The organism is Streptococcus sp. CF10-1 (assembly GCF_024295825.1).
Lineage (GTDB): Bacteria > Bacillota > Bacilli > Lactobacillales > Streptococcaceae > Streptococcus.
In genome coordinates, this window is sequence record NZ_JANCPQ010000001.1 from 79,426 (window position 1) to 101,039 (window position 21,614).

The 21,614-nt window shown below is 42.6% G+C and carries 24 protein-coding genes; 23 read left to right on the forward strand and 1 reads right to left on the reverse strand.

Annotated elements, in window-relative coordinates; all coding sequences use genetic code 11:
- Positions 1-17 precede the first annotated feature (17 nt).
- The 17 genes from greA to NMM25_RS00490 all read left to right on the forward strand — a co-directional run bounded on the left by greA (position 18) and on the right by NMM25_RS00490 (position 16,230).
- Complete coding sequence (gene greA, locus NMM25_RS00410; protein WP_000818765.1) at positions 18-500, forward strand: transcription elongation factor GreA; 483 nt, start codon at positions 18-20, stop codon at positions 498-500.
- Between the two features lie 75 nt (positions 501-575).
- The gene (locus NMM25_RS00415; RefSeq protein ID WP_162284726.1) at positions 576-1,940 is read left to right on the forward strand and encodes an amino acid permease; all 1,365 of its coding nucleotides are present in this window, start codon (positions 576-578) and stop codon (positions 1,938-1,940) included.
- Between the two features lie 99 nt (positions 1,941-2,039).
- The gene (locus NMM25_RS00420) at positions 2,040-2,450 is read left to right on the forward strand and encodes a GNAT family N-acetyltransferase (protein WP_254735635.1); all 411 of its coding nucleotides are present in this window, start codon (positions 2,040-2,042) and stop codon (positions 2,448-2,450) included.
- A 197-nt stretch (positions 2,451-2,647) separates the two neighbouring features.
- The gene (locus tag NMM25_RS00425) at positions 2,648-2,857 is read left to right on the forward strand and encodes a helix-turn-helix transcriptional regulator (RefSeq protein ID WP_254735636.1); all 210 of its coding nucleotides are present in this window, start codon (positions 2,648-2,650) and stop codon (positions 2,855-2,857) included.
- A complete protein-coding gene (locus tag NMM25_RS00430) occupies positions 2,847-3,335 on the forward strand; it encodes a DUF6773 family protein (protein ID WP_254735637.1) in 489 nt (162 codons plus the stop codon). Before NMM25_RS00425 ends, NMM25_RS00430 begins: the two co-directional genes overlap by 11 nt.
- A 116-nt stretch (positions 3,336-3,451) precedes the next feature.
- Complete coding sequence (locus NMM25_RS00435; RefSeq protein ID WP_254735638.1) at positions 3,452-4,912, forward strand: nicotinate phosphoribosyltransferase; 1,461 nt, start codon at positions 3,452-3,454, stop codon at positions 4,910-4,912.
- Positions 4,909-5,733 carry an ammonia-dependent NAD(+) synthetase gene (gene nadE / locus NMM25_RS00440; RefSeq protein ID WP_254735639.1) on the forward strand — a complete coding sequence of 275 codons (825 nt, stop codon included), beginning with the start codon at positions 4,909-4,911 and terminating at the stop codon, positions 5,731-5,733. Before NMM25_RS00435 ends, nadE begins: the two co-directional genes overlap by 4 nt.
- A 200-nt stretch (positions 5,734-5,933) precedes the next feature.
- Complete coding sequence (locus NMM25_RS00445; RefSeq protein WP_213988244.1) at positions 5,934-6,485, forward strand: GNAT family N-acetyltransferase; 552 nt, start codon at positions 5,934-5,936, stop codon at positions 6,483-6,485.
- Between the two features lie 163 nt (positions 6,486-6,648).
- Entirely contained in the window at positions 6,649-7,359 is a 711-nt protein-coding gene (gene ccdA2 / locus NMM25_RS00450; protein WP_213988097.1) for a thiol-disulfide oxidoreductase-associated membrane protein CcdA2, read from the forward strand.
- A 13-nt stretch (positions 7,360-7,372) separates the two neighbouring features.
- Positions 7,373-7,936 (forward strand): redoxin family protein, encoded by a 564-nt coding sequence (locus tag NMM25_RS00455; RefSeq protein WP_038806163.1) that lies wholly within the window; start codon positions 7,373-7,375, stop codon positions 7,934-7,936.
- Between the two features lie 9 nt (positions 7,937-7,945).
- The gene (gene msrB, locus NMM25_RS00460) at positions 7,946-9,058 is read left to right on the forward strand and encodes a peptide-methionine (R)-S-oxide reductase MsrB (RefSeq protein WP_084855954.1); all 1,113 of its coding nucleotides are present in this window, start codon (positions 7,946-7,948) and stop codon (positions 9,056-9,058) included.
- Positions 9,059-9,128: 70 nt separating this feature from the next.
- Positions 9,129-9,866 (forward strand): response regulator transcription factor, encoded by a 738-nt coding sequence (locus NMM25_RS00465; protein ID WP_254735640.1) that lies wholly within the window; start codon positions 9,129-9,131, stop codon positions 9,864-9,866.
- On the forward strand, positions 9,863-11,554 hold the full coding sequence (locus tag NMM25_RS00470) for a sensor histidine kinase (protein ID WP_254735641.1): 1,692 nt from the start codon (positions 9,863-9,865) through the stop codon (positions 11,552-11,554). The genes NMM25_RS00465 and NMM25_RS00470 overlap by 4 nt, the downstream gene beginning before the upstream one ends.
- 109 nt (positions 11,555-11,663) lie before the next feature.
- Positions 11,664-12,227, forward strand: a complete 564-nt coding sequence (locus NMM25_RS00475) for a TIGR01440 family protein (RefSeq protein WP_254735642.1) — start codon at positions 11,664-11,666, stop codon at positions 12,225-12,227.
- Positions 12,228-12,489: 262 nt separating this feature from the next.
- Positions 12,490-14,208, forward strand: a complete 1,719-nt coding sequence (gene pabB / locus NMM25_RS00480) for an aminodeoxychorismate synthase component I (RefSeq protein WP_254735643.1) — start codon at positions 12,490-12,492, stop codon at positions 14,206-14,208.
- A gap of 123 nt (positions 14,209-14,331) precedes the next feature.
- Positions 14,332-15,291 carry an ROK family glucokinase gene (locus NMM25_RS00485; RefSeq protein ID WP_254735644.1) on the forward strand — a complete coding sequence of 320 codons (960 nt, stop codon included), beginning with the start codon at positions 14,332-14,334 and terminating at the stop codon, positions 15,289-15,291.
- Positions 15,292-15,390: 99 nt separating this feature from the next.
- Complete coding sequence (locus NMM25_RS00490) at positions 15,391-16,230, forward strand: thymidylate synthase (protein WP_254735645.1); 840 nt, start codon at positions 15,391-15,393, stop codon at positions 16,228-16,230.
- Positions 16,231-16,271: 41 nt separating this feature from the next.
- On the opposite strand, the gene NMM25_RS00495 is transcribed toward NMM25_RS00490, so the two are convergent.
- On the reverse strand, positions 16,272-16,442 hold the full coding sequence (locus NMM25_RS00495) for a DUF3042 family protein (protein ID WP_001051782.1): 171 nt from the start codon (positions 16,440-16,442) through the stop codon (positions 16,272-16,274).
- Positions 16,443-16,562: 120 nt separating this feature from the next.
- Here NMM25_RS00495 and miaA point away from each other — a divergent pair, with 120 nt between their 5' ends.
- The 6 genes from miaA to NMM25_RS00525 are packed head-to-tail and all read left to right on the forward strand — an operon-like array spanning position 16,563 to position 21,541.
- Positions 16,563-17,447, forward strand: a complete 885-nt coding sequence (gene miaA, locus NMM25_RS00500; RefSeq protein WP_254735646.1) for a tRNA (adenosine(37)-N6)-dimethylallyltransferase MiaA — start codon at positions 16,563-16,565, stop codon at positions 17,445-17,447.
- Positions 17,440-18,678: a GTPase HflX gene (hflX, locus tag NMM25_RS00505; protein WP_254735647.1), complete on the forward strand. Its 1,239-nt coding sequence runs from the start codon at positions 17,440-17,442 to the stop codon at positions 18,676-18,678. Before miaA ends, hflX begins: the two co-directional genes overlap by 8 nt.
- Positions 18,671-19,294, forward strand: a complete 624-nt coding sequence (locus NMM25_RS00510; RefSeq protein WP_254735648.1) for a cystathionine beta-lyase — start codon at positions 18,671-18,673, stop codon at positions 19,292-19,294. The genes hflX and NMM25_RS00510 overlap by 8 nt, the downstream gene beginning before the upstream one ends.
- Positions 19,295-19,308: 14 nt before the next feature.
- Positions 19,309-20,238 (forward strand): ribonuclease Z, encoded by a 930-nt coding sequence (gene rnz / locus NMM25_RS00515; RefSeq protein WP_254735649.1) that lies wholly within the window; start codon positions 19,309-19,311, stop codon positions 20,236-20,238.
- 28 nt (positions 20,239-20,266) lie between these two features.
- Positions 20,267-20,758, forward strand: coding sequence for a hypothetical protein (locus tag NMM25_RS00520; protein ID WP_181186826.1), 492 nt, complete (start codon positions 20,267-20,269; stop codon positions 20,756-20,758).
- A gap of 27 nt (positions 20,759-20,785) precedes the next feature.
- Positions 20,786-21,541, forward strand: coding sequence for an SDR family oxidoreductase (locus NMM25_RS00525; protein WP_254735650.1), 756 nt, complete (start codon positions 20,786-20,788; stop codon positions 21,539-21,541).
- Positions 21,542-21,614 lie beyond the last annotated feature (73 nt).

Here is a 21,614-nt window from a genome sequence, read left to right on the forward strand (position 1 = left end):
AAAAGAAAGTTAAAAAAATGGCAGAAAAAACTTACCCAATGACCCTTGAAGAAAAGGAAAAACTAGAAAAAGAATTAGAGGAGTTGAAACTCGTTCGACGTCCTGAAGTCGTAGAGCGTATCAAGATTGCTCGTTCCTATGGAGACCTTTCAGAAAATAGTGAGTATGAAGCAGCGAAAGATGAACAAGCTTTTGTTGAAGGTCAAATTTCAAGTCTAGAAACAAAAATTCGCTATGCTGAAATTGTTAATAGCGATGCAGTTGCCCAAGATGAGGTAGCAATCGGTAAGACAGTAACAATTCAAGAAGTCGGTGAAGACGAAGAAGAGGTCTACATCATCGTCGGTTCTGCTGGTGCAGATGCTTTTGCTGGTAAAGTATCAAATGAAAGTCCGATTGGCCGTGCTTTGATTGGCAAGAAGACTGGTGATACTGCAACGATTGAAACACCAGTTGGTAGCTATGATGTCAAAATCTTAAAGGTTGAAAAAACAGCCTAAATAGGATGAAAAAGGAGTAGTGAAGGTTTTGCCTTGCTCAACTCCTTTTTGGTTTTTGGATAAAAAGGAGACTATATGAGTGAAAATAAGAAGAAAAATAAAATGGAGCGTGGTTTAACCAATCGCCATGTGCAGGTGATGGCTATTGCGGGAACAATCGGAACCGGACTTTTCCTAGGTGCTGGACGCTCTATCAGCCTTACAGGACCTTCTATCATCCTGATTTATATGATCACAGGAGCCTTTATGTTTTTGATGATGAGGGCTGTTGGGGAGATGCTGTATCAGGATCCAGAACAACATACCTTTATCAACTTTATCACCCGTCATTTGGGGAAAGGTTGGGGATATTTCTCAGTTTGGTCTTATTGGTTGTCAGTTGTCTTTATCGGTATGGCAGAAATCACTGCCATCTCAGATTATGTTCGCTTCTGGTTTCCCACCTGGCCTAGCTGGATGATTCAGCTTGTCTTTTTAACGATTTTGGCTTTGGTCAATCTAATTGCAGTTAAGCTCTTTGGCGAAGTCGAGTTTTGGTTTGCTATGGTCAAGATTGTGGCGATTTTAGCCATGATTGCAACAGGAGTCTTTATGGTTTTGACAGGCTTTAAGACACCACACGGTGTTGCAAGTTTGGCAAATATCAGCGACCAGTTCTCTCTTTTTCCAAACGGAGTTATGAACTTTGTCATGGCCTTTCAAATGGTATTTTTTGCCTATCTGATGATTGAGTTTATCGGGGTGACAACTTCTGAAACAAAGAACCCTCGTCAGGTCTTGCCTAAAGCTGTTAAGGAGATTCCTCTCAGAATTATCTTCTTCTATGGGGGAGCTCTCATTGCGATTATGGCCATTATTCCTTGGTCTTATCTTAATTCTTCAGATTCTCCATTTGTAACGGTCTTTGAACTGGCGGGGATCAAGTGGGCAGCGGCTCTAATCAACTTTGTTGTATTGACCTCAGCAGCGTCTGCTCTTAACTCAACTCTCTACTCAACAGGGAGACACTTATATCAGATTGCCCATGATTCGCCCAATCGTTTCTTAAAGGCCATTAAGGTCGATACCCTTTCTCGCCACAATGTTCCACAAAATGCCATCATCGCCTCAGCGATCTTGATTGCTCTCGCTGCCTTTATCAACGTGCTACCAGGTGTTTCAGATGCCTTTGCTTTGATCACCGCATCCTCATCAGGTGTTTACATCGCGATTTATATCTTGATTATGGTGGCCCATCTCAAATACCGCAAGTCACAAGACTTCATGGCTGATGGCTACCTTATGCCTCAGTATCGCTTGCTTAATCCCCTAACCATTCTCTTTTTTGTCTTTGTTTTTGTGACTCTCTTTTTGCAAGAGTCTACTTTCATGGGGGCAGTTGGTTCTGCTATCTGGATCCTTGTTTTTGGGATTTATAGTCAGTGGAAATTTAGAAAATAAATCATGAACTCATCAACTCTGTTTGGTGAGTTTTTCTAGTTTGACAGTCCATCGAAATAAGACTATAATCAAGCTGTAGTAGTTTATTAGGAGGTTTGGATGCACGTTAGATTGGAAAATAAGGAGTCGAATAAAGCGCAAGAAATAGGAGATTTGATTCGTGCTTATAATCGTTCTAAAAGAGAAGAGGCTGAAAGCGAGCCACTGAACCTTTATGTCGAAGACGAAAAGGGCAATCTCATGGCAGGCTTAGTAGCAGAGACTTTCGGAAATTGGTTGGAAATCGAATATTTGTTTGTGAGAGAGGAATTGAGGGGACAAGGAATTGGTTCAAAACTATTGCAGCGAGCTGAAAATGAAGCCAAGAATCGAAACTGTCGTTTTGCTTTTGTCAATACTTACCAGTTTCAAGCACCAGATTTTTATAAAAGGCATGGCTACAAGGAAGTCTTTACCTTGCAAGACTACCCCTATACAGGGCAAAGATTTTATTACCAAAAGGATTTGTGACCTAGACTTCTTTCTTTTGGAGAGGAACTTAGCTAAGTATCAAAAAAGAACGAATACTCTTTATCATGTAAGATGATAGAGAGTTTTTCGTTAACAAAATCTTACAAAATGACATTTATATATTGCATTAAGTTAGATATATGGTATAATGTTTTTAAAAGAAGCGCAACTTTTTAAAATATTGAAGGAGGAAACAAGTGGCTAAAAATTTAAAGTTAAAACTAGCTCGTGTGGAGCTTGATATGACACAGGGTGATTTGGCAGAAGCTGTGGGTGTTACTAGGCAGACTATAGGCTTGATTGAAGCTGGGAAATACAATCCTAGCCTCTCCCTTTGCCAGTCCATTTGCAGATGCTTAGGCAAAACTTTAGATCAATTATTTTGGAAGGAAGAAGATGAAAAATAGATTTTTTTATTATCAATTATTAGACGAAAGAGAAGAACAACTGATTAACAAAGCTGGGACAGAGTCTTTTAATGTGTTTATCGGGCTCATTCTGCTAAGCTATCTGGTGGCTGTATTAGCACCTGCTCTTTTTAATCCTAATATTCTTCTGGTTACCCTTCTTTTAGGAATTTTCTTCTTTTTCAATCGTGCACGACAACTTGGAGTGACCTACTATAGTCGTTTTCATTTTACAATTATAGGGTGTTTGCTGGTAACTCTCGCTATTACGACTCTTTTGATGTTGCAGAATTATCAATTCAACATAGAAATTTACCAGCACAATCCTTTGAACCTTAAATATTTGTCTGCTTGGGCCATTACTTATCTAATCTACCTTCCTTGGGTTTTTATCGGCAATCTCGGCCTTAAAAGTTATGGCGAATGGGCTCAAAAAAAGTTTGAGCAAGATATGGATGAACTGGAGAATGGAGAATAGCTTGTTAGCTTTTTATCAATCTCGGTAAAATGTGTTATAATAGTACTAATTTATCGGATGGTGTGAAAGTGGTAGAATACGTTCATACCTTTGTAAAGTAGGAAGAAGGAAAACAGATGTATCCAGATGATAGTTTGACATTGCACACGGACTTGTACCAGATTAACATGATGCAAGTTTACTTTGACCAAGGAATTCACAATAAAAAGGCGGTCTTTGAAGTTTATTTCCGTCAGCAACCTTTTCAGAACGGTTATGCAGTTTTTGCTGGCTTGGAAAGAATTGTACATTATCTTGAAGACTTACGCTTTTCAGATAGCGATATTGACTACTTGGAGTCGCTTGGGTATCATGGAGAATTCTTGGATTACCTACGAAATCTCAAGTTAGAACTAACGGTTCGTTCTGCTCAGGAAGGGGACTTGGTTTTTGCTAATGAGCCGATTGTGCAGGTGGAAGGACCTCTAGCCCAATGCCAATTGGTCGAAACGGCTCTCTTAAACATTGTTAACTTTCAAACCTTGATAGCGACTAAGGCAGCACGTATTCGTTCAGTCATTGAAGATGAGCCTTTGATGGAATTCGGGACACGTCGTGCGCAAGAAATGGATGCAGCTATCTGGGGAACACGCGCAGCCGTGATTGGTGGAGCCAATGGTACTAGTAATGTACGAGCAGGGAAGCTCTTTGGTATTCCTGTCTTAGGTACTCATGCTCATGCCTTGGTACAGGTCTATGGGAACGACTATAAGGCCTTTAAGGCCTATGCGTCAACCCATCGTGACTGTGTCTTTCTAGTAGATACTTATGACACGTTGCGTATCGGTGTGCCGGCTGCTATTCAGGTGGCGCGTGAGTTAGGTGATAAGATCAATTTTAAAGGCGTTCGTATCGACTCTGGGGATATTGCCTACATTTCCAAGAAAGTCCGTCAGCAACTAGACGAGGCCGGATTCACAGAGGCAAAGATCTATGCTTCTAATGACCTTGATGAAAATACCATCCTCAACCTCAAGATGCAAAAGGCCAAGATTGATGTCTGGGGGGTGGGTACCAAGCTGATTACGGCCTATGACCAGCCAGCTCTTGGGGCAGTTTATAAGATTGTAGCTATCGAAGATGAAACTGGTAAGATGCGCAATACCATCAAGCTTTCAAGCAATGCTGAAAAAGTATCGACCCCAGGTAAGAAGCAGGTATGGCGCATTACCAGTCGTGAAAAAGGCAAGTCAGAAGGTGACTACATCACCTATGACGGTGTGGATGTTGCCAGCATGACAGAAATCAAAATGTTCCATCCAACTTATACCTATATCAAGAAGACCGTTCGTAATTTTGATGCCGTTCCTCTCTTGGTGGATATTTTCAAAGAAGGAACATTAGTCTACAACCTGCCTAGTTTGACTGAGATTCAGGATTATGCCCGTAAGGAATTTGACAAGCTATGGGATGAATACAAGCGCGTGCTCAATCCGCAACATTACCCAGTAGATTTGGCCCGTGATATTTGGCAAGATAAGATGGACTTGATTGATAAGATGCGCAAAGAAGCCCTTGGTGAAGGAGAAGAAGAATGAGTTTGCAAGAGACCATTATCCAGCAACTGGGTGTCAAGCCAGTGATTGACGCCCAGGAAGAAATTCGTCGTTCGATTGATTTCTTAAAGAGATACTTGAAAAAACACCCTTTCCTTAAAACCTTTGTACTAGGGATTTCTGGGGGTCAAGACTCAACCTTGGCAGGGCGCTTGGCGCAATTAGCTATGGAAGAAATGCGAGCAGAGACAGGAGATGACAGCTACCAATTTATTGCTGTCCGCCTGCCCTATGGCGTGCAAGCAGATGAGGCAGATGCTCAAAAAGCTCTTGCTTTCATCCAGCCAGATGTCAGTCTAGTTGTAAATATCAAGGAATCAGCTGATGCTATGACAGCTGCAGTCGAAGCGACAGGAAGTTCTGTTTCAGACTTTAACAAGGGCAATATTAAGGCTCGTAGTCGTATGATTGCCCAATATGCTCTTGCGGGTTCCCATAGCGGAGCCGTCATTGGAACAGACCATGCTGCGGAAAATATCACAGGCTTTTTTACCAAGTTTGGTGACGGTGGTGCGGATATTCTTCCTCTTTATCGCCTCAATAAACGCCAAGGAAAACAACTCTTGAAAGAGCTTGGCGCAGATCCAGCCCTTTATGAAAAAATCCCAACAGCAGATTTGGAAGAAGACAAACCAGGTATTGCAGACGAAATAGCCTTGGGAGTCACTTACAATGAAATTGATGACTACCTTGAAGGAAAGCAAGTTAGTCCAGAAGCCCAAGCAACCATCGAAAACTGGTGGCACAAAGGCCAACACAAACGCCACCTACCAATCACCGTATTTGATGACTTTTGGGAGTGAGACAGAAATCGGTAACTCGAAGAGTTCGATTTCGTTGTCTCACCCCCGCAACGATGACTAGGTTTGAAAAAGCTTTGTAAAGCGCATTTCAAACCAGACAGCGACTGCGTCAAGTAACTAGATGAAAAACTTGTTTTCTAGCTGTTACTAAGTATAGTCTTTTTACCCTGAGCCTTAAGCTTAGAAAGCGAGGTAACATGATGAAAGCAATCGGTACGCAAATGTTACAGACAGAACGTTTGATTTTAAGAAGATTTGTGGAGAGTGATGCGGAAGCCATGTTTCAAAATTGGGCTTCGTCTGCTAAGAATCTGACCTATGTCACCTGGGATCCTCATCCTGATGTTGAGGTGACTCGGAATTCGATTCGAAATTGGGTTGCATCCTATACCAATCCCAACTATTACAAATGGGCCATTTGTCTCAAAGAAAACCCTGAGCATGTGATAGGAGATATCAGCATCATTGAAATGCACGAGGAAGATTTAAGTTGTGAAATTGGGTATGTTTTAGGAAAAAACTTTTGGGGCCGAGGTATGATGACAGAGGCTTTGAAAGCTGTGCTAGACTTCTGTTTTACTCAAGCAGGCTTTCAAAAAGTCAGAGCACGATATGCCAGTCTCAACCCAGCTTCAGGTCGTGTGATGGAAAAAGCGGGAATGTCCTATCTAAAAACCATTACCAATGATGTAGAGAGAAAAAGTTATATTGCGGACCTTATTTATTACCAGATAAGTAGGGAAGACAGGTGATTTTCTTTTCTGTATCTACCAAAGTCAGACCTTGTCTGGCTTTTTTTGTGCCAGATTTCTAAATAAACTGATTAAATTCCTATTTTTCCCTATCATTGTCCCTGTTTTTTCTGGATTTTTGGGGATATAATAGACCTATCAAATCAAAGAATGGAGGAAGGCAATGGACAATGTAATCTTTTTTATTAGTGTTTTTCTTGCTGGAATTCTTTCCTTCTTTTCTCCTTGTATTTTACCCTTGTTGCCAGTCTATGCAGGAGTCTTATTGGATGATAAGAATGATGCTCAGGCTTCTAGCGGAAAATTTTCAATCTCAGTTGTAAGTTTATTGCGAACTCTGGCCTTTATAGCGGGGATTTCCTTTGTTTTTATCTTACTGGGTTATGGAGCTGGTTTTTTAGGCAATTTGCTGTATGCTTCTTGGTTTCAGTATGTGACGGGTGCGATTATCATTCTCTTGGGCTTGCACCAGATGGAAGTCTTACATTTGAAGGGACTCTACAAGGAAAGAAGGCTACAATTAAAGAGACAAGGGCAAAAGGGTAACGGCTATAGTCAGGCATTTTTACTGGGGTTAACCTTTAGTTTTGCTTGGACGCCATGTGTGGGGCCGGTTCTGGGGTCTGTTTTGGCCTTGGCGGCTTCAGGTGGTTCAGGAGCTTGGCAGGGTGCTGGTCTCATGTTGATTTACACGCTGGGTTTGGCGCTACCATTTTTGGTTCTAGCTCTTGCTTCCAGCTATGTTTTGAAACATTTCCGAAAACTCCATCCTTATCTCGGAACCTTCAAAAAAGTCGGTGGTTTTCTCATTATCGTGATGGGAATCTTGGTGCTTTTGGGAAATGCTTCCATTTTGACTACATTATTTGAATAGAGAGGAAAAAGAAATGAAAAAATGGCAAACATGTCTCCTTGGAGTAGGCTCAATTTGTTGCTTGGCAGCCTGTTCGGCTAAAAACATGTCAGACGAGTCTACTATGAAGGAGCAATCCAAAACAGAACAAGTTAGTTCGAAAACTGCGACTAAAGGTCAGGAAGTCGCTGATTTTGAACTGACAGGTGTAGATGGCAAGACCTATCGTTTGTCTGATTACAAGGGCAAGAAAGTCTATCTCAAATTTTGGGCTTCTTGGTGTTCCATCTGTCTAGCCAGCCTTCCAGATACGGATGAAATTGCTAAAGAAGCTGGTGATGACTATGTGGTCTTGACAGTGGTGTCTCCTGGACACAAGGGGGAGCAATCTGAAGCAGACTTTAAGAACTGGTACAAGGGCTTAGATTATAAAAATTTTCCAGTTCTAATTGATCCATCAGGCAAACTTTTGGAAAGTTATGGTGTCCGTTCTTATCCAACTCAAGCCTTTATAGACAAGGAAGGCAAGCTGGTCAAAACGCAACCAGGTTTTATGGATAAGGATATGATTTTAAAAGAATTGAAAGAAATGGGGTAGAGAAAGATCATGAATGATAAAGTAAAACTTTTTGTCTTGGCAGGGGTCATTCTCCTAGCCCTAACCGGTTTCTATTTTCTATTGATGCGAAATGCAGGGCAGACAGATAGCTCGCAAATTGAGAAAGCATCAGTTAGCCAAGGAGGAAAAACAGTGAAAAAAACAGAAGTGAGTAAAGACGCAGACTTGCACGAAATTTATCTAGCTGGGGGATGTTTCTGGGGAGTGGAGGAATACTTCTCACGCGTGCCTGGAGTAACCGATGCCGTTTCAGGCTATGCAAACGGTAGAGGGGAAACAACCAAGTACGAATTGATTAACCAAACAGGACATGCAGAGACTGTTCATGTTACCTATGATGCTAATCAAATTTCTCTCAAAGAAATCCTGCTTCATTACTTCCGCATCATTAATCCAACCAGCAAAAATAAACAGGGAAATGATGTGGGGACCCAGTACCGTACTGGTGTCTATTACACAGATGACAAGGATTTGGAAGTAATCAACCAAGTCTTTGATGAGGTAGCTAAGAAATACGACCAACCTCTGGCAGTTGAAAAGGAAAACTTGAAGAATTTTGTGGTGGCGGAGGATTATCACCAAGACTACCTCAAGAAAAATCCAAATGGCTACTGTCATATCAATGTCAATCAGGCGGCCTACCCTGTCATTGATGCCAGCAAATATCCTAAACCAAGTGATGAGGAATTGAAAAAGACCTTGTCACCTGAGGAGTATGCAGTTACCCAGAAAAATCAAACAGAACGAGCTTTTTCAAACCGCTACTGGGATAAATTTGAATCCGGTATCTATGTGGATGTCGCAACTGGTGAACCCCTCTTTTCATCAAAGGACAAGTTTGAGTCTGGTTGTGGCTGGCCTAGTTTCACCCAACCAATCAGCCCAGATGTTGCTACCTACAAGGAAGATAAGTCTTACAATATGACACGCATGGAAGTGCGGAGCCGAGTTGGAGATTCTCACCTTGGCCACGTCTTTACAGATGGGCCTCAGGACAAGGGTGGCTTACGCTACTGTATCAATAGCCTTTCTATCCGCTTTATTCCTAAAGACCAAATGTCAGAAAAAGGTTATGCCTATTTACTAGATTATGTCGATTAAGAAGTCTTTCCTAAGCAGTTAGAGGAGAATTTTGCTATACTGATACTAGTGAGTGGTAAAGGAGCAGAGCATGACCTACACAATCTTAATCGTAGAAGATGAGTATCTGGTAAGACAAGGATTGACCAAGCTGGTTAATGTAGCGGCCTACGATATGGAAATCATCGGTCAGGCTGAAAATGGAAGACAGGCTTGGGACTTGATTCAACAACAGGTGCCGGATATCATTTTAACCGATATCAATATGCCTCAGCTAAATGGCATCCAGTTGGCCAGGCTGGTCCGAGAAACCTATCCCCAGGTGCATCTGGTATTTTTGACGGGTTACGATGATTTTGATTATGCCTTGTCTGCTGTCAAACTCGGTGTAGATGATTACCTGCTCAAACCCTTTTCTCGTCAGGATATTGAGGAAATGTTAGGGAAAATCAAGCAAAAACTAGACAAGGAAGAAAAGGAAGAGCAGTTACAAGATTTATTGACTGATAAGTTTGAGGGAAATCTGGCCCAGAAAATCCAGTCTCATCTGGCTGACAGTCAGTTTAGTTTAAAGTCTTTGGCCAGTGACTTGAGCTTTAGCCCAACTTATTTGAGTTCCTTGATTAAGAAAGAATTGGGCCTGCCTTTTCAGGATTATCTGGTGAGAGAGCGTGTCAAACAAGCCAAGCTCTTGCTTCTGACCACAGATTTAAAGATTTATGAGATAGCCGAAAAGGTTGGTTTTGAAGATATGAACTATTTTACTCAACGTTTTAAACAGATTGCAGGTGTGACACCTCGTCAGTTTAAGAAGGGAGAAGGCCGATGAAGCGTTCTTCTCTCCTAGTCAGAATGGTTATTTCCATCTTTCTGGTCTTTCTCATTCTACTAGCTCTGGTTGGGACTTTCTATTATCAATTTAGTTCATCAGCCATTGAGGCCACTATCGAGGGTAATAGCCAAACGACCATTAGCCAAACTAGCCACTTTATTCAGTCTTATATCAAAAAATTAGAAACCACCTCTACCAGTTTGACCCAGCAGAAGGATGTCTTAGCCTATGCTGAGAATCCTAACCAAGACCAAGTCAAGGGAATCCGAGATCTGTTTTTGACGATCTTAAAGGCAGACCAGGACTTGAAAACGGTGGTACTGGTCACCAAATCCGGTCAGGTTATTTCTACAGATGATAGTGTGCAGATGAAAACTTCCTCAGATATGATGGCTGAGGATTGGTACCAAAAGGCTATTCATCAGGGAGCTAAGCCAGTTTTAACCCCAGCTCGCAAATCAGATAGTCAATGGGTCATTTCTGTTACTCAGGAACTTGTTGATGCAGAGGGGGCCAATCTTGGCGTACTTCGTTTGGATATTTCCTACGAAACTCTGGAAGCCTATCTCAACCAACTCCAGTTGGGCCAGCAGGGCTTTGCCTTTATCATCAATGAAAACCATGAATTTGTCTACCATCCTAAACGTACTGTCTATAGCTCAGCGAGTGAAATGGAGGCCATGAAACCCTACATCGAGACGGGGCAGGGCTATACGCTGGACCATCAATCCTACGTTAGTCAGGAACAGATTACAGGTACTGATTGGACGGTTATAGGCGTGTCTTCGCTGGAGAAGTTAGACCAGGTTCGGAGTCAACTCATGTGGACCTTGCTTGCTGCTAGTGCCTTATCTCTTCTTGCCTGTCTCTGCTTGGTGTGGTTCAGTCTCAAACGCTGGATTGCCCCTTTGAAGGATCTGAGAGAAACCATGCTGGAAATTGCTTCTGGTACACAAAATCTTCGTGCTAAAGAAGCTGGTGCCTATGAACTGAGAGAAGTGACTCGCCAGTTCAATGCCATGTTGGATCAGATTGATCAGTTGATGGCAGATGTGCGCAGGCAGGAAGAAGCGACCCGGCAGTATGAACTTCAAGCCTTGTCGAGCCAGATTAACCCCCATTTCCTATACAACACTTTAGACACCATCATCTGGATGGCTGAGTTTCAGGATAGTCAGCGAGTGGTTCAGGTGACCAAGTCCTTGGCAACCTATTTCCGCTTGGCGCTCAATCAAGGAAAGGATTTGATTTCTCTTTCTGATGAAATCAATCATGTCCGCCAGTACCTCTTTATCCAGAAACAACGCTATGGTGATAAGCTGGAGTATGAGATTGATGAAGAACCTGACTTTGATAATTTAGTCTTGCCTAAACTGGTGTTGCAACCTCTTGTAGAAAATGCCCTTTACCATGGCATCAAGGAGAAGGAAGGTCAGGGACATATTAAAGTTTCTGTTCAGAAACAGGATACAGGGCTTGTCATCCGCATTGAGGATGATGGCGTTGGCTTCCAAAATCCTGGTGATAGCAGTCAAAGTCAGCTCAAACGTGGGGGAGTTGGCCTACAAAATGTCAACCAACGACTCAAACTTCATTTTGGAGACAATTACCAGATGAAGATCAATTCTGCACCCGAAAAAGGGACGACAGTTGAAATATACCTCAATAAAATAGCAACTAGCTAACTCCCAGTTCACTTTGGGAGTTTTGCTTTTAAAAATCAGAATGATTAGTTGGCCTTGATAAAATCAGTAAAAAAAGATATGATAGATAGTGACAAAAGAGGTATCAAGTATGACGGAAAAAGACATTCAAAGAGCAACAAGCCAGATTGTAGAAGATGTAATAGAAAAGGCTAATTTGAAGCAAGGGGCTATCTTTGTTTTGGGTCTTTCTTCTAGTGAGGTGATAGGTGGTCAGATTGGCAAGGAATCCAGTCAAGAAATTGGGGAAATAATTGTGAAGACCATTCTAGCTATCCTAGAGGAAAAAGGAATTCATCTAGCCGTTCAAGGTTGTGAACATGTCAATCGAGCCCTCGTCGTTGAACGTCAGGTAGCAGAGCAGTTTGGTCTTGAAATCGTCAGTGTCCTTCCGACACTTCATGCAGGAGGTTCGGGTCAATTGGCAGCCTTCAAGTTTATGCAGGATCCAGTTGAGGTTGAATTTATCAAAGCCCATGCTGGATTGGATATCGGAGATACTGCGATTGGCATGCATGTCAAGCATGTTCAGGTTCCGATTCGCCCTCTTTTGAGAGAGATTGGGCACGCCCACGTAACGGCTCTAGCTAGTCGTCCCAAATTAATCGGAGGTGCGCGTGCGCAGTATCCACAAGATTCTATCAGAAAGTCGTGAACTTATTCTGTAGTAACAGAAGAAAAGTAAAAGACAGAGGAAAAATGGTATAGATACCAGGACTTCCTCTGTTCTTTTTTGTTGTATTTTTGTGTAAAGTGCTCCAAATAAGACCAGTTTTTACAAGAAGAAGGGGTGCTATCTGATGGAGAATTGCCAAAAGTAGAAAAAGTAAAGTAGAGAATTTTTTTCGTTATAGAAATCAGTAAACAAAGCTGGATTTAGCTGTTCTAGGTCGGCTTTTTTGTGCTATACTTAAGGTATGCATAGAAAAACAGTGATAGATTTTAGGGCTTTGGGGGAGAGATACACCTTCACTCAGCCTATCAAAGAGTTAAAAACGAGAGATTTAGCAGAAGTGGCGGACCTGCTGGCACAGGTGGAAAGCTACCAAGAGCAGGGCTATTCTGTAGTGGGCTATGTCAGTTACGAGGCTGCACCTGCTTTTGAGGAAAAACTAGCAGTTCATAAAACTCCTTTACTGGCAGAGTATCTGCTATATTTTACAGTTCATGATAAGGTGGAAACATCGTCTATTCCTCTGACTTATGAGGAAATAGATCTGCCTTCAAGGTGGCAGGAAGAAACATCTGCAGAGAACTATGAAGAGGCTATTGCCCAGATTCACCATCATTTGCGTCAAGGGGACACCTACCAGGTCAACTACACCGTCCAACTCAAGCAAGACCTAAGTGCCAATCCTTTTGTCATCTACAATCGCATGGTGGTAGAGCAGGAGGCGGGCTACAATGCTTATGTAGAACATGACGAGATGGCAGTGATTTCCATGAGTCCAGAGCTCTTTTTTGAGCAAAATGACCGTGAATTAACGACTCGCCCAATGAAAGGAACAACCCAGCGGGGAGTGACTGACCAAGAAGACCTTGCCCAAGCTAGCTGGCTAGAACAGGATCCTAAAAATCGCTCTGAAAATATGATGATTGTGGATCTTTTGCGCAACGATATGAACCGTATTTCTGAGGGGGGGAGTGAGCACGTGGAGCGTCTGTGTCAGGTGGAGCAGTATTCAACTGTTTGGCAGATGACTTCGACCATCAAGAGTCAGTTGCGAGAGGATGTGGACCTAGTTGAAATCTTCCGTTCGCTCTTTCCATGTGGTTCCATAACGGGAGCACCGAAAATTGCGACCATGGAAATCATCAAGAACTTGGAGCCTCAACCCAGAGGAGTTTACTGCGGAACGATTGGTCTCTTGCTTCCAAATGGACGACGGATTTTCAATGTCGCCATTCGGACCATTCAACTGCATCAAGGGAAAGCCATCTATGGGGTTGGCGGAGGGATTACTTGGGATAGTACTTGGGAATCTGAATACCGAGAGGTTCATCAAAAGGCGGCTGTTCTCTATCGTAAACAAGCACGTTTCCAATTGATTACAACTGGGAAAATCAGCCAAAAACAACTGCTTTTTGAAGATCAACATCTGGAAAGACTGACAAAGGCGAGTCGATATTTTGCCTATCCTTTTGATCCAGAAAACCTGAGACAAAAGATAGAGAAAGAGTGCCAAGTTTGTGATGTTAATCAAGACTACCGCTTACGAGTTACCCTCAGCAAATCTGGAGAGATGAAACTCAGTCGCCAAATCTTAAGTCCCCTCAGTCCAAGTTTCTGCAAAGCCAAACTTTGTCTGCAAGAAGCAGATTTGAATCAATCCTTTACCTACTTTAAAACCACTCACAGACCACATTTAAGCCTAGGAGAGCAAGAGAAGATTTACCATAATGCAGCAGGAGAGCTATTGGAAACCTCTATTGGAAATCTGATCTTAAAAATTAATGGTAAACTCTATACACCACCTACCAGTCAAGGAATTTTGCCAGGAATCTATCGTCAGCATTTGCTAAAAACAGGACAGGTAGAGGAAAAAGTCTTGACTTTGGCAGACTTGAACCAAGCAGAAGCTGTCTATGGCTGTAACGCAGTGAGAGGATTGTATGAGTTGAGGATTGAATCTTAAGTTAGCAAACTTTGGAATAAAGAAAGTGATTAAATGAGAATAAATTCACGCAAACCTTTGCACAAAACAGACGATTTTGTTATACTATATCTGTAAGCATTTTCAATTAAAAAGGAGAAGACGATGAGTCAAAAGATTATTGGGATTGACCTTGGTGGAACATCTATCAAGTTCGCAATTTTAACTCAAGAGGGAGAAATCCAAGAAAAATGGTCTATCAAGACCAATATTTTGGATGAAGGAAGCCACATTGTAGATGATATGATTGAGTCTATTCAACATCGTTTGGACTTGCTTGGATTGTCAGCTACAGATTTCCGAGGGATTGGAATGGGTTCACCTGGTGTGGTTGACCGTGAAAAAGGGACTGTTATTGGTGCCTACAATTTGAACTGGAAAACCCTTCAACCGATTAAAGAAAAGATTGAAAAAGCATTGGGCATTCCATTCTTCATCGACAATGATGCCAACGTAGCTGCTCTTGGTGAGCGCTGGATGGGCGCTGGTGACAACCAACCAGACGTTGTCTTTATGACACTTGGTACAGGTGTTGGTGGCGGTATCGTGGCAGAAGGCAAATTGCTTCACGGTGTTGCTGGTGCTGCTGGTGAGCTTGGTCACATCACTGTTGACTTTGACCAACCAATCGCATGTACCTGTGGTAAAAAAGGCTGTCTTGAGACAGTTGCTTCAGCAACAGGGATTGTCAACTTGACTCGTCGTTATGCAGATGAATACGAAGGCGATGCAGCTTTGAAACGCTTGATTGATGACGGAGAAGAAGTAACTGCTAAAACTGTCTTTGACCTTACAAAAGAAGGGGACGACCTTGCCTTGATCGTTTACCGTAACTTCTCACGTTACTTGGGTATTGCGTGTGCTAATATTGGTTCAATCCTAAACCCATCAACAATTGTTATCGGTGGTGGTGTATCAGCTGCGGGAGAATTCCTTCTCCAAGGCGTGCAAAAGGTCTACGACGAAAATACCTTCCCACAAGTACGCACATCCACAAAATTAGCTCTCGCAACTCTAGGAAATGATGCTGGAGTTATCGGAGCAGCATCACTTGTATTGCAATAAGATCATAAAAGGAGGAAAAACACTACTTTAAAGCCAGTGATTTTCCTCCTTTCTTTTTTTATGCTATACTAGTTAGGACAATAAATGAGGTGAGAGTAAATGACAAAAGCAGATACGATTTTTAAAGAGAATATTGAACGAATCCTCAAAGATGGTGTCTTTTCTGAACAAGCACGTCCTAAGTACAAGGACGGGACCATTGCCAATTCCAAGTACGTAACGGGTTCCTTTGCCGAGTATGATTTATCTAAGGGAGAATTTCCCATCACAACCTTGCGCCCGATTGCGATCAAATCTGCTATCAAAGAAGTCCTTTGGATCTACCAAGATCAGTCTAATAGCCTAGAAGTGCTAAATAGCAAGTACAACGTCCACTACTGGAATGACTGGGAAGTGGGGGATACAGGAACCATAGGTGAGCGCTATGGGGCAGTTGTTAAGAAACACGACATCATCAATAAGATTCTCAAGCAGTTGGAAGCCAACCCTTGGAATCGTCGCAATATTATCTCTCTCTGGGATTACCAAGCTTTTGAAGAGACAGACGGCCTCCTTCCATGCGCCTTTCAGACCATGTTTGATGTCCGTCGCGTTGATGGGGAAATCTATCTAGATGCGACCTTGACTCAGCGTTCTAATGATATGTTGGTGGCCCACCACATTAACGCGATGCAGTACGTAGCTTTGCAGATGATGATTGCCAAGCATTTCGGCTGGAAGGTTGGGAAGTTCTTCTACTTTATCAACAACCTTCATATCTATGATAATCAGTTTGAACAAGCAGAGGAATTGCTCCGTCGTGAGCCGTCAGACTGCCAACCACGCTTGGTTTTAAATGTTCCTGATGGGACTAATTTCTTTGATATCAAAGCGGAAGACTTTGAGTTGGTCGACTACGATCCAGTTAAGCCGCAGCTGAAGTTTGATTTGGCTATTTAAAAAATAAAAAGAAGTTGAGAAATCTCAACTTCTTTTGTGCATTAATGTGATACGCGACGGCGAGCTGCTTTTTTGCGGTTTTCTTCGATGAAAGCTGCTTTTTGCTCTTCTGGCTCAATCACTTTCTTTTTAATTGCGTACACCGCACCTGCAACGGCAGCGACAGTTCCTGCGACACCTGTTACAAGACCTTTAGCGAATCCTTTAGCCATGAGTCTTCCTCCTTTATCTTCCCGAACAGTCAGGCTCCTCAAGAGGTAGCATTTTTCTGACTGACCTTTTTGTGATATAATAATAGTAACGAAAAAATGGAAATTTTTCAAGGAAAAAAGATGAAAACAAAAATAATTGTGATTGTTGGACCGACTGCTGTTGGGAAGACAGCCCTTGCTATTGAAGTGGCCAAGCGCTTTGGTGGAGAGGTGGTCAGTGGTGACAGTCAGCAAGTATACAGAGGGTTGGATATTGGGACGGCCAAGGCTAGCCCAGAGGAGCAAGCTGCTGTTCCTCATCATTTGATTGATGTCAGAGAGGTGACCGAGTCTTACTCGGCTTTTGATTTTGTTTCAGAAGCTAAGAAAGCTATTGAGGATATTCAAAACCGTGGCAAGCTAGCCATTATCGCTGGAGGCACAGGCCTTTATATCCAGAGCTTGCTTGAAGGCTATCATCTAGGTGGGGAAACACCTCATGAGGAGATATTAGCCTATCGAGCTAGTTTAGAGCCTTTATCAGATGAAGAATTAGCCAATCTTGTGGAGCAGGCAGGCCTTGAAATTCCCCAGTTTAACCGTCGTCGTGCCATGCGCGCCTTGGAAATTGTCCATTTTGGTCAGGATTTGGAAAATCAAGAGACCTTGTATCAACCGTTGATTATCTGCTTGGATGATGAACGCAGTCAACTCTATGAGCGTATCAACCATCGCGTGGACCTCATGTTTGAGGCTGGGCTTCTGGATGAGGCTAAGTGGCTTTTTGACCATTATCCAGATGTGCAGGCAGCCAAAGGCATTGGCTACAAGGAACTCTTTCCTTATTTCCGTGGGGAGCAGACTTTAGAGGAAGCAAGTGAGAGTCTCAAGCAGGCGACTCGTCGTTTTGCTAAGCGTCAGTTGACCTGGTTCCGTAATCGCATGCAGGTCACCTTTTATCAGATCGGAGAGTCTGGCGTGAAGGACCGCATTCTAAGTCAGATTGAGGAGTTTTTACATGATTGAAACAGAGAAAAAAGAGGAACGAGTCCTGCTAATTGGTGTTGAGCTACAAGGCATGGATAATTTTGACCTCTCCATGGAAGAGCTGGCCAGTCTGGCTAAGACTGCTGGAGCAGTCGTTGTAGATAGCTACAGGCAAAAACGTGAAAAGTATGACTCCAAGACTTTTGTCGGATCTGGTAAGTTGGAAGAAATTGCGCTCATGGTGGATGCTGAGGAAATTACTACTGTCATTGTCAACAACCGTCTGACACCACGGCAAAATGTCAATCTAGAGGAAGTTCTGGGTGTCAAGGTCATTGACCGTATGCAGTTGATTTTGGATATCTTTGCTATGCGGGCTCGAAGCCATGAAGGGAAACTCCAAGTCCACCTAGCCCAGCTCAAATATCTCTTGCCTCGCTTGGTTGGTCAGGGGATAATGCTCAGCCGTCAGGCAGGGGGAATTGGTTCCCGTGGTCCAGGTGAGAGTCAGTTGGAACTGAACCGTCGTAGTGTTCGCAATCAAATCACAGATATCGAACGCCAGCTCAAGGTGGTAGAGAAAAATCGGGCGACAGTCAGAGAAAAACGCTTGGAGTCAAGCACCTTTAAGATTGGTTTGATTGGCTACACCAATGCTGGGAAATCAACTATCATGAACAGCTTAACCAGTAAGACCCAGTACGAAGCAGACGAGCTGTTTGCGACCCTGGATGCGACGACAAAGAGTATCCATCTTGGGGGCAATCTTCAGGTTACCTTGACTGATACGGTTGGTTTTATCCAGGATTTGCCAACTGAATTGGTGTCCAGTTTCAAGTCAACTTTGGAAGAAAGCAAGCATGTGGACCTTCTGGTGCATGTCATTGATGCCAGCAATCCTTATCACGAGGAGCATGAAAAAACGGTTCTGTCTATTATGAAAGACTTGGATATGGAGGATATTCCTCGCCTGACCCTTTATAATAAAGCGGATTTGGTGGAGGATTTCACGCCTACCCAAACGCCGTATGCCCTCATTTCTGCCAAGTCCGAGGATAGTCGTGAGCAGTTGCAAGCATTGTTTTTGGAGAAGATCAAGGAGATTTTTGAAGCCTTTACTCTACGGGTGCCTTTTTCTAAGTCCCACAAGATTCATGATTTGGAAAGTGTAGCGATTCTTGAAGATCGCGATTATCAAGATGATGGAGAAGTGATTACAGGCTACATTTCTGAGAAAAATAAATGGAGGTTAGAGGAATTTTATGACTGATATTAAAACGTTGGCTCTAAAGTATGGAGGTTATACAAGTCTGGATAAGGTCTATCTAGATCAGCTTCTAGCTAGCAAAACAGAGCAAGAGCAGTTGGCTCTCATCACCCCTCCACCGAGTGTCGTTAATGCCTACTTTGCAGAACTTTATCAGAAAAAGAGCCCTGAAGCTGCGACGGATTACTTTGCAGAACTCAGTCAGGAACTAAATCTCTACAATGTTGAACCAAGTTTCACCTTTGAAAATAAGCCTTTTATTCGTCTGAACCTGTCGGGTAAATCTTTTGGATTTTGCTATGAGAGTGAGGGACTGGGGCGGATCTTCTCTGAAAATGAAGAGGAAATCTCGGATGACTTGCTTTTTGAGATTGCGCAAATTTTCCCTCATCAACTCGTCTTTGAAGAATCTGGAAAGATTTACATGAAGGATGCTGGAGTTGAGGAAGTTGTTAGCGTGAAGAATCTCACAGCTTTGACTGATTTAGAAAGTTTAGCAGATGGTCGCAAACGTCTCAAGGGCTACAGCCAAGAGGATTTATTGCAAGAAGCTGTTGCTTTTTCTGGCAGTCGCTATTTCCGATCGGAAAATCGCACAGCCATGTTATATATTGATTAATTAGAAAGTATCGAATGGATATTCAATTTTTAGGAACAGGGGCTGGTCAGCCCTCTAAAGCCCGCAACGTTTCAAGTCTCGCATTGAAACTCTTGGACGAGATTAACGAAGTCTGGCTCTTTGACTGTGGAGAAGGAACGCAAAATCGCATTCTGGAAACTACAATCCGACCACGGAAGGTCAGCAAAATCTTTATCACTCACCTGCATGGAGACCATATCTTTGGCTTGCCAGGATTTCTCTCTAGCCGTGCTTTTCAAGCTAATGAGGAGCAGACAGATTTGGACATTTATGGACCACAAGGGATCAAGTCATTTGTCTTAACCAGCCTTCGTGTGTCCGGTTCTCGCCTGCCTTATCGCATTCATTTTCATGAGTTTGACCAAGATTCTCTAGGGAAAATCCTTGAGACCGATAAATTCACTGTGTATGCAGAGGAGCTGGACCACACTATTTTCTGCGTTGGTTATCGTGTCATGCAAAAGGACTTAGAAGGAACCTTGGATGCTGAAAAACTCAAAGCTGCGGGTGTTCCGTTCGGCCCGCTTTTTGGAAAAATCAAAAACGGTCAGGACGTTGTTCTTGAAGACGGTACTGAAATCATGGCAGCAGACTATATCTCAGCACCACGACCTGGTAAGATTATTACTATTCTGGGTGACACCCGAAAAACCAATGCCAGTGTGCGTCTGGCTGTCAACGCCGATGTCCTTGTCCACGAGTCGACTTATGGTAAGGGTGATGAGAAAATTGCCCGCAATCACGGTCACTCAACCAATATGCAGGCAGCACAAGTAGCAGCAGAAGCAGGTGCTAAGCGCCTCTTGCTCAATCATATCAGCGCCCGCTTCCTTTCAAAAGATATCAGCCAGCTCAAGAAAGATGCGGCCACTGTTTTTGGAAATGTCCATGTGGTTAAAGACTTGGAAGAAGTTGAGTTATAATGTTATAGTTCGTTGAGAGGGAAATAAGATGACTGTTGAAAATCGTTTATTGGATAAAGCAGATTGGTATTTTGAGAATGCATTAACCAACTACTTGCACAGCTATTCATTACAAAAAGAAGAGTTAACTCAAAAAGATGATCGGGAGATTTATCGTTGGGCTGCGAATCATATCGGTTTTTTCGTTACTTGGCTCATCCAGCATGATGCCAAAGAAATGATGTCTCCTGATGAAGAAACGGTATTCCAAAGTGTAAAAAACGAGCAAACTTTGGGTGTTGATTATCTTTTAGACTGGTGCGATGGTAAACTGGGAACAATGGATATCAAAAAGGATTTTCAGGATTTTGTAAATGACTATTATGAACATCAGTATATGGATGATTATTCCGAATTTGTAGTCAATGACTTGTATGACTTGCCTTTAGAATTTTTAGGTAGCTGGGAGGATTATCATCTGTTTGCTCCTGTCATTGATCAAGCCTATGCTCATTATTTAGCTGGAAAAAGATTTCATTAATTGACCAAAACTTTGAAAGGAATAGAGATGCGCACCATCATCATCACTGGGGCAAGCGGTGGCTTAGCCCAAGAAATGGTCAAACTCTTACCAAATGACCAACTCATCTTACTAGGTAGAAACAAGGAAAAACTAGCCCAGCTCTACGGAAATCATCCTAATGTGGAATGGTTTGAAATCGACATTACTGATGACTCAGCCCTAGAAGCTCTGGTAGCTGACCTCTATCTCCGTTATGGCAAGATTGATGTCTTGATTAACAACGCTGGTTACGGGATTTTTGAGGAATTTGACCAGATTTCTGATCAAGACATTCACCAGATGTTTGAGGTCAATACCTTTGCTCTGATGAATCTGTCTTGTCGTCTTGGAGCTCGTATGAAGGAGAGGGGAAAAGGGCATATCATCAATATCGTCAGCATGGCAGGATTGATTGCAACAGCTAAGTCTAGCCTATACTCAGCGACCAAGTTTGCAACTATTGGATTTTCAAATGCTCTGCGTCTTGAACTGATGCCCTATGGTGTCTATGTAACGACGGTTAATCCAGGACCGATTCGTACAGGGTTTTTCGACCAGGCAGATCCAGATGGGAGCTACCTCAAGTCTGTTGACCGATTTCTCTTAGAACCAGATGCGGTTGCTAGAAAGATTGTCAAAATCACAGGAAAGAATAAACGAGAACTTAATCTTCCTTTTTTGCTCAATTTAGCTCACAAATTTTATACCCTCTTTCCCAAGTTAGCCGATAAGTTGGCAGGGGAGACTTTTAATTATAAATAAAAAAAGTTCCTTTTGTAAGGAACTTTTTATGATATTTTACTGAGTGACAAGAAATGTTTGTTTTTTGTTCTAA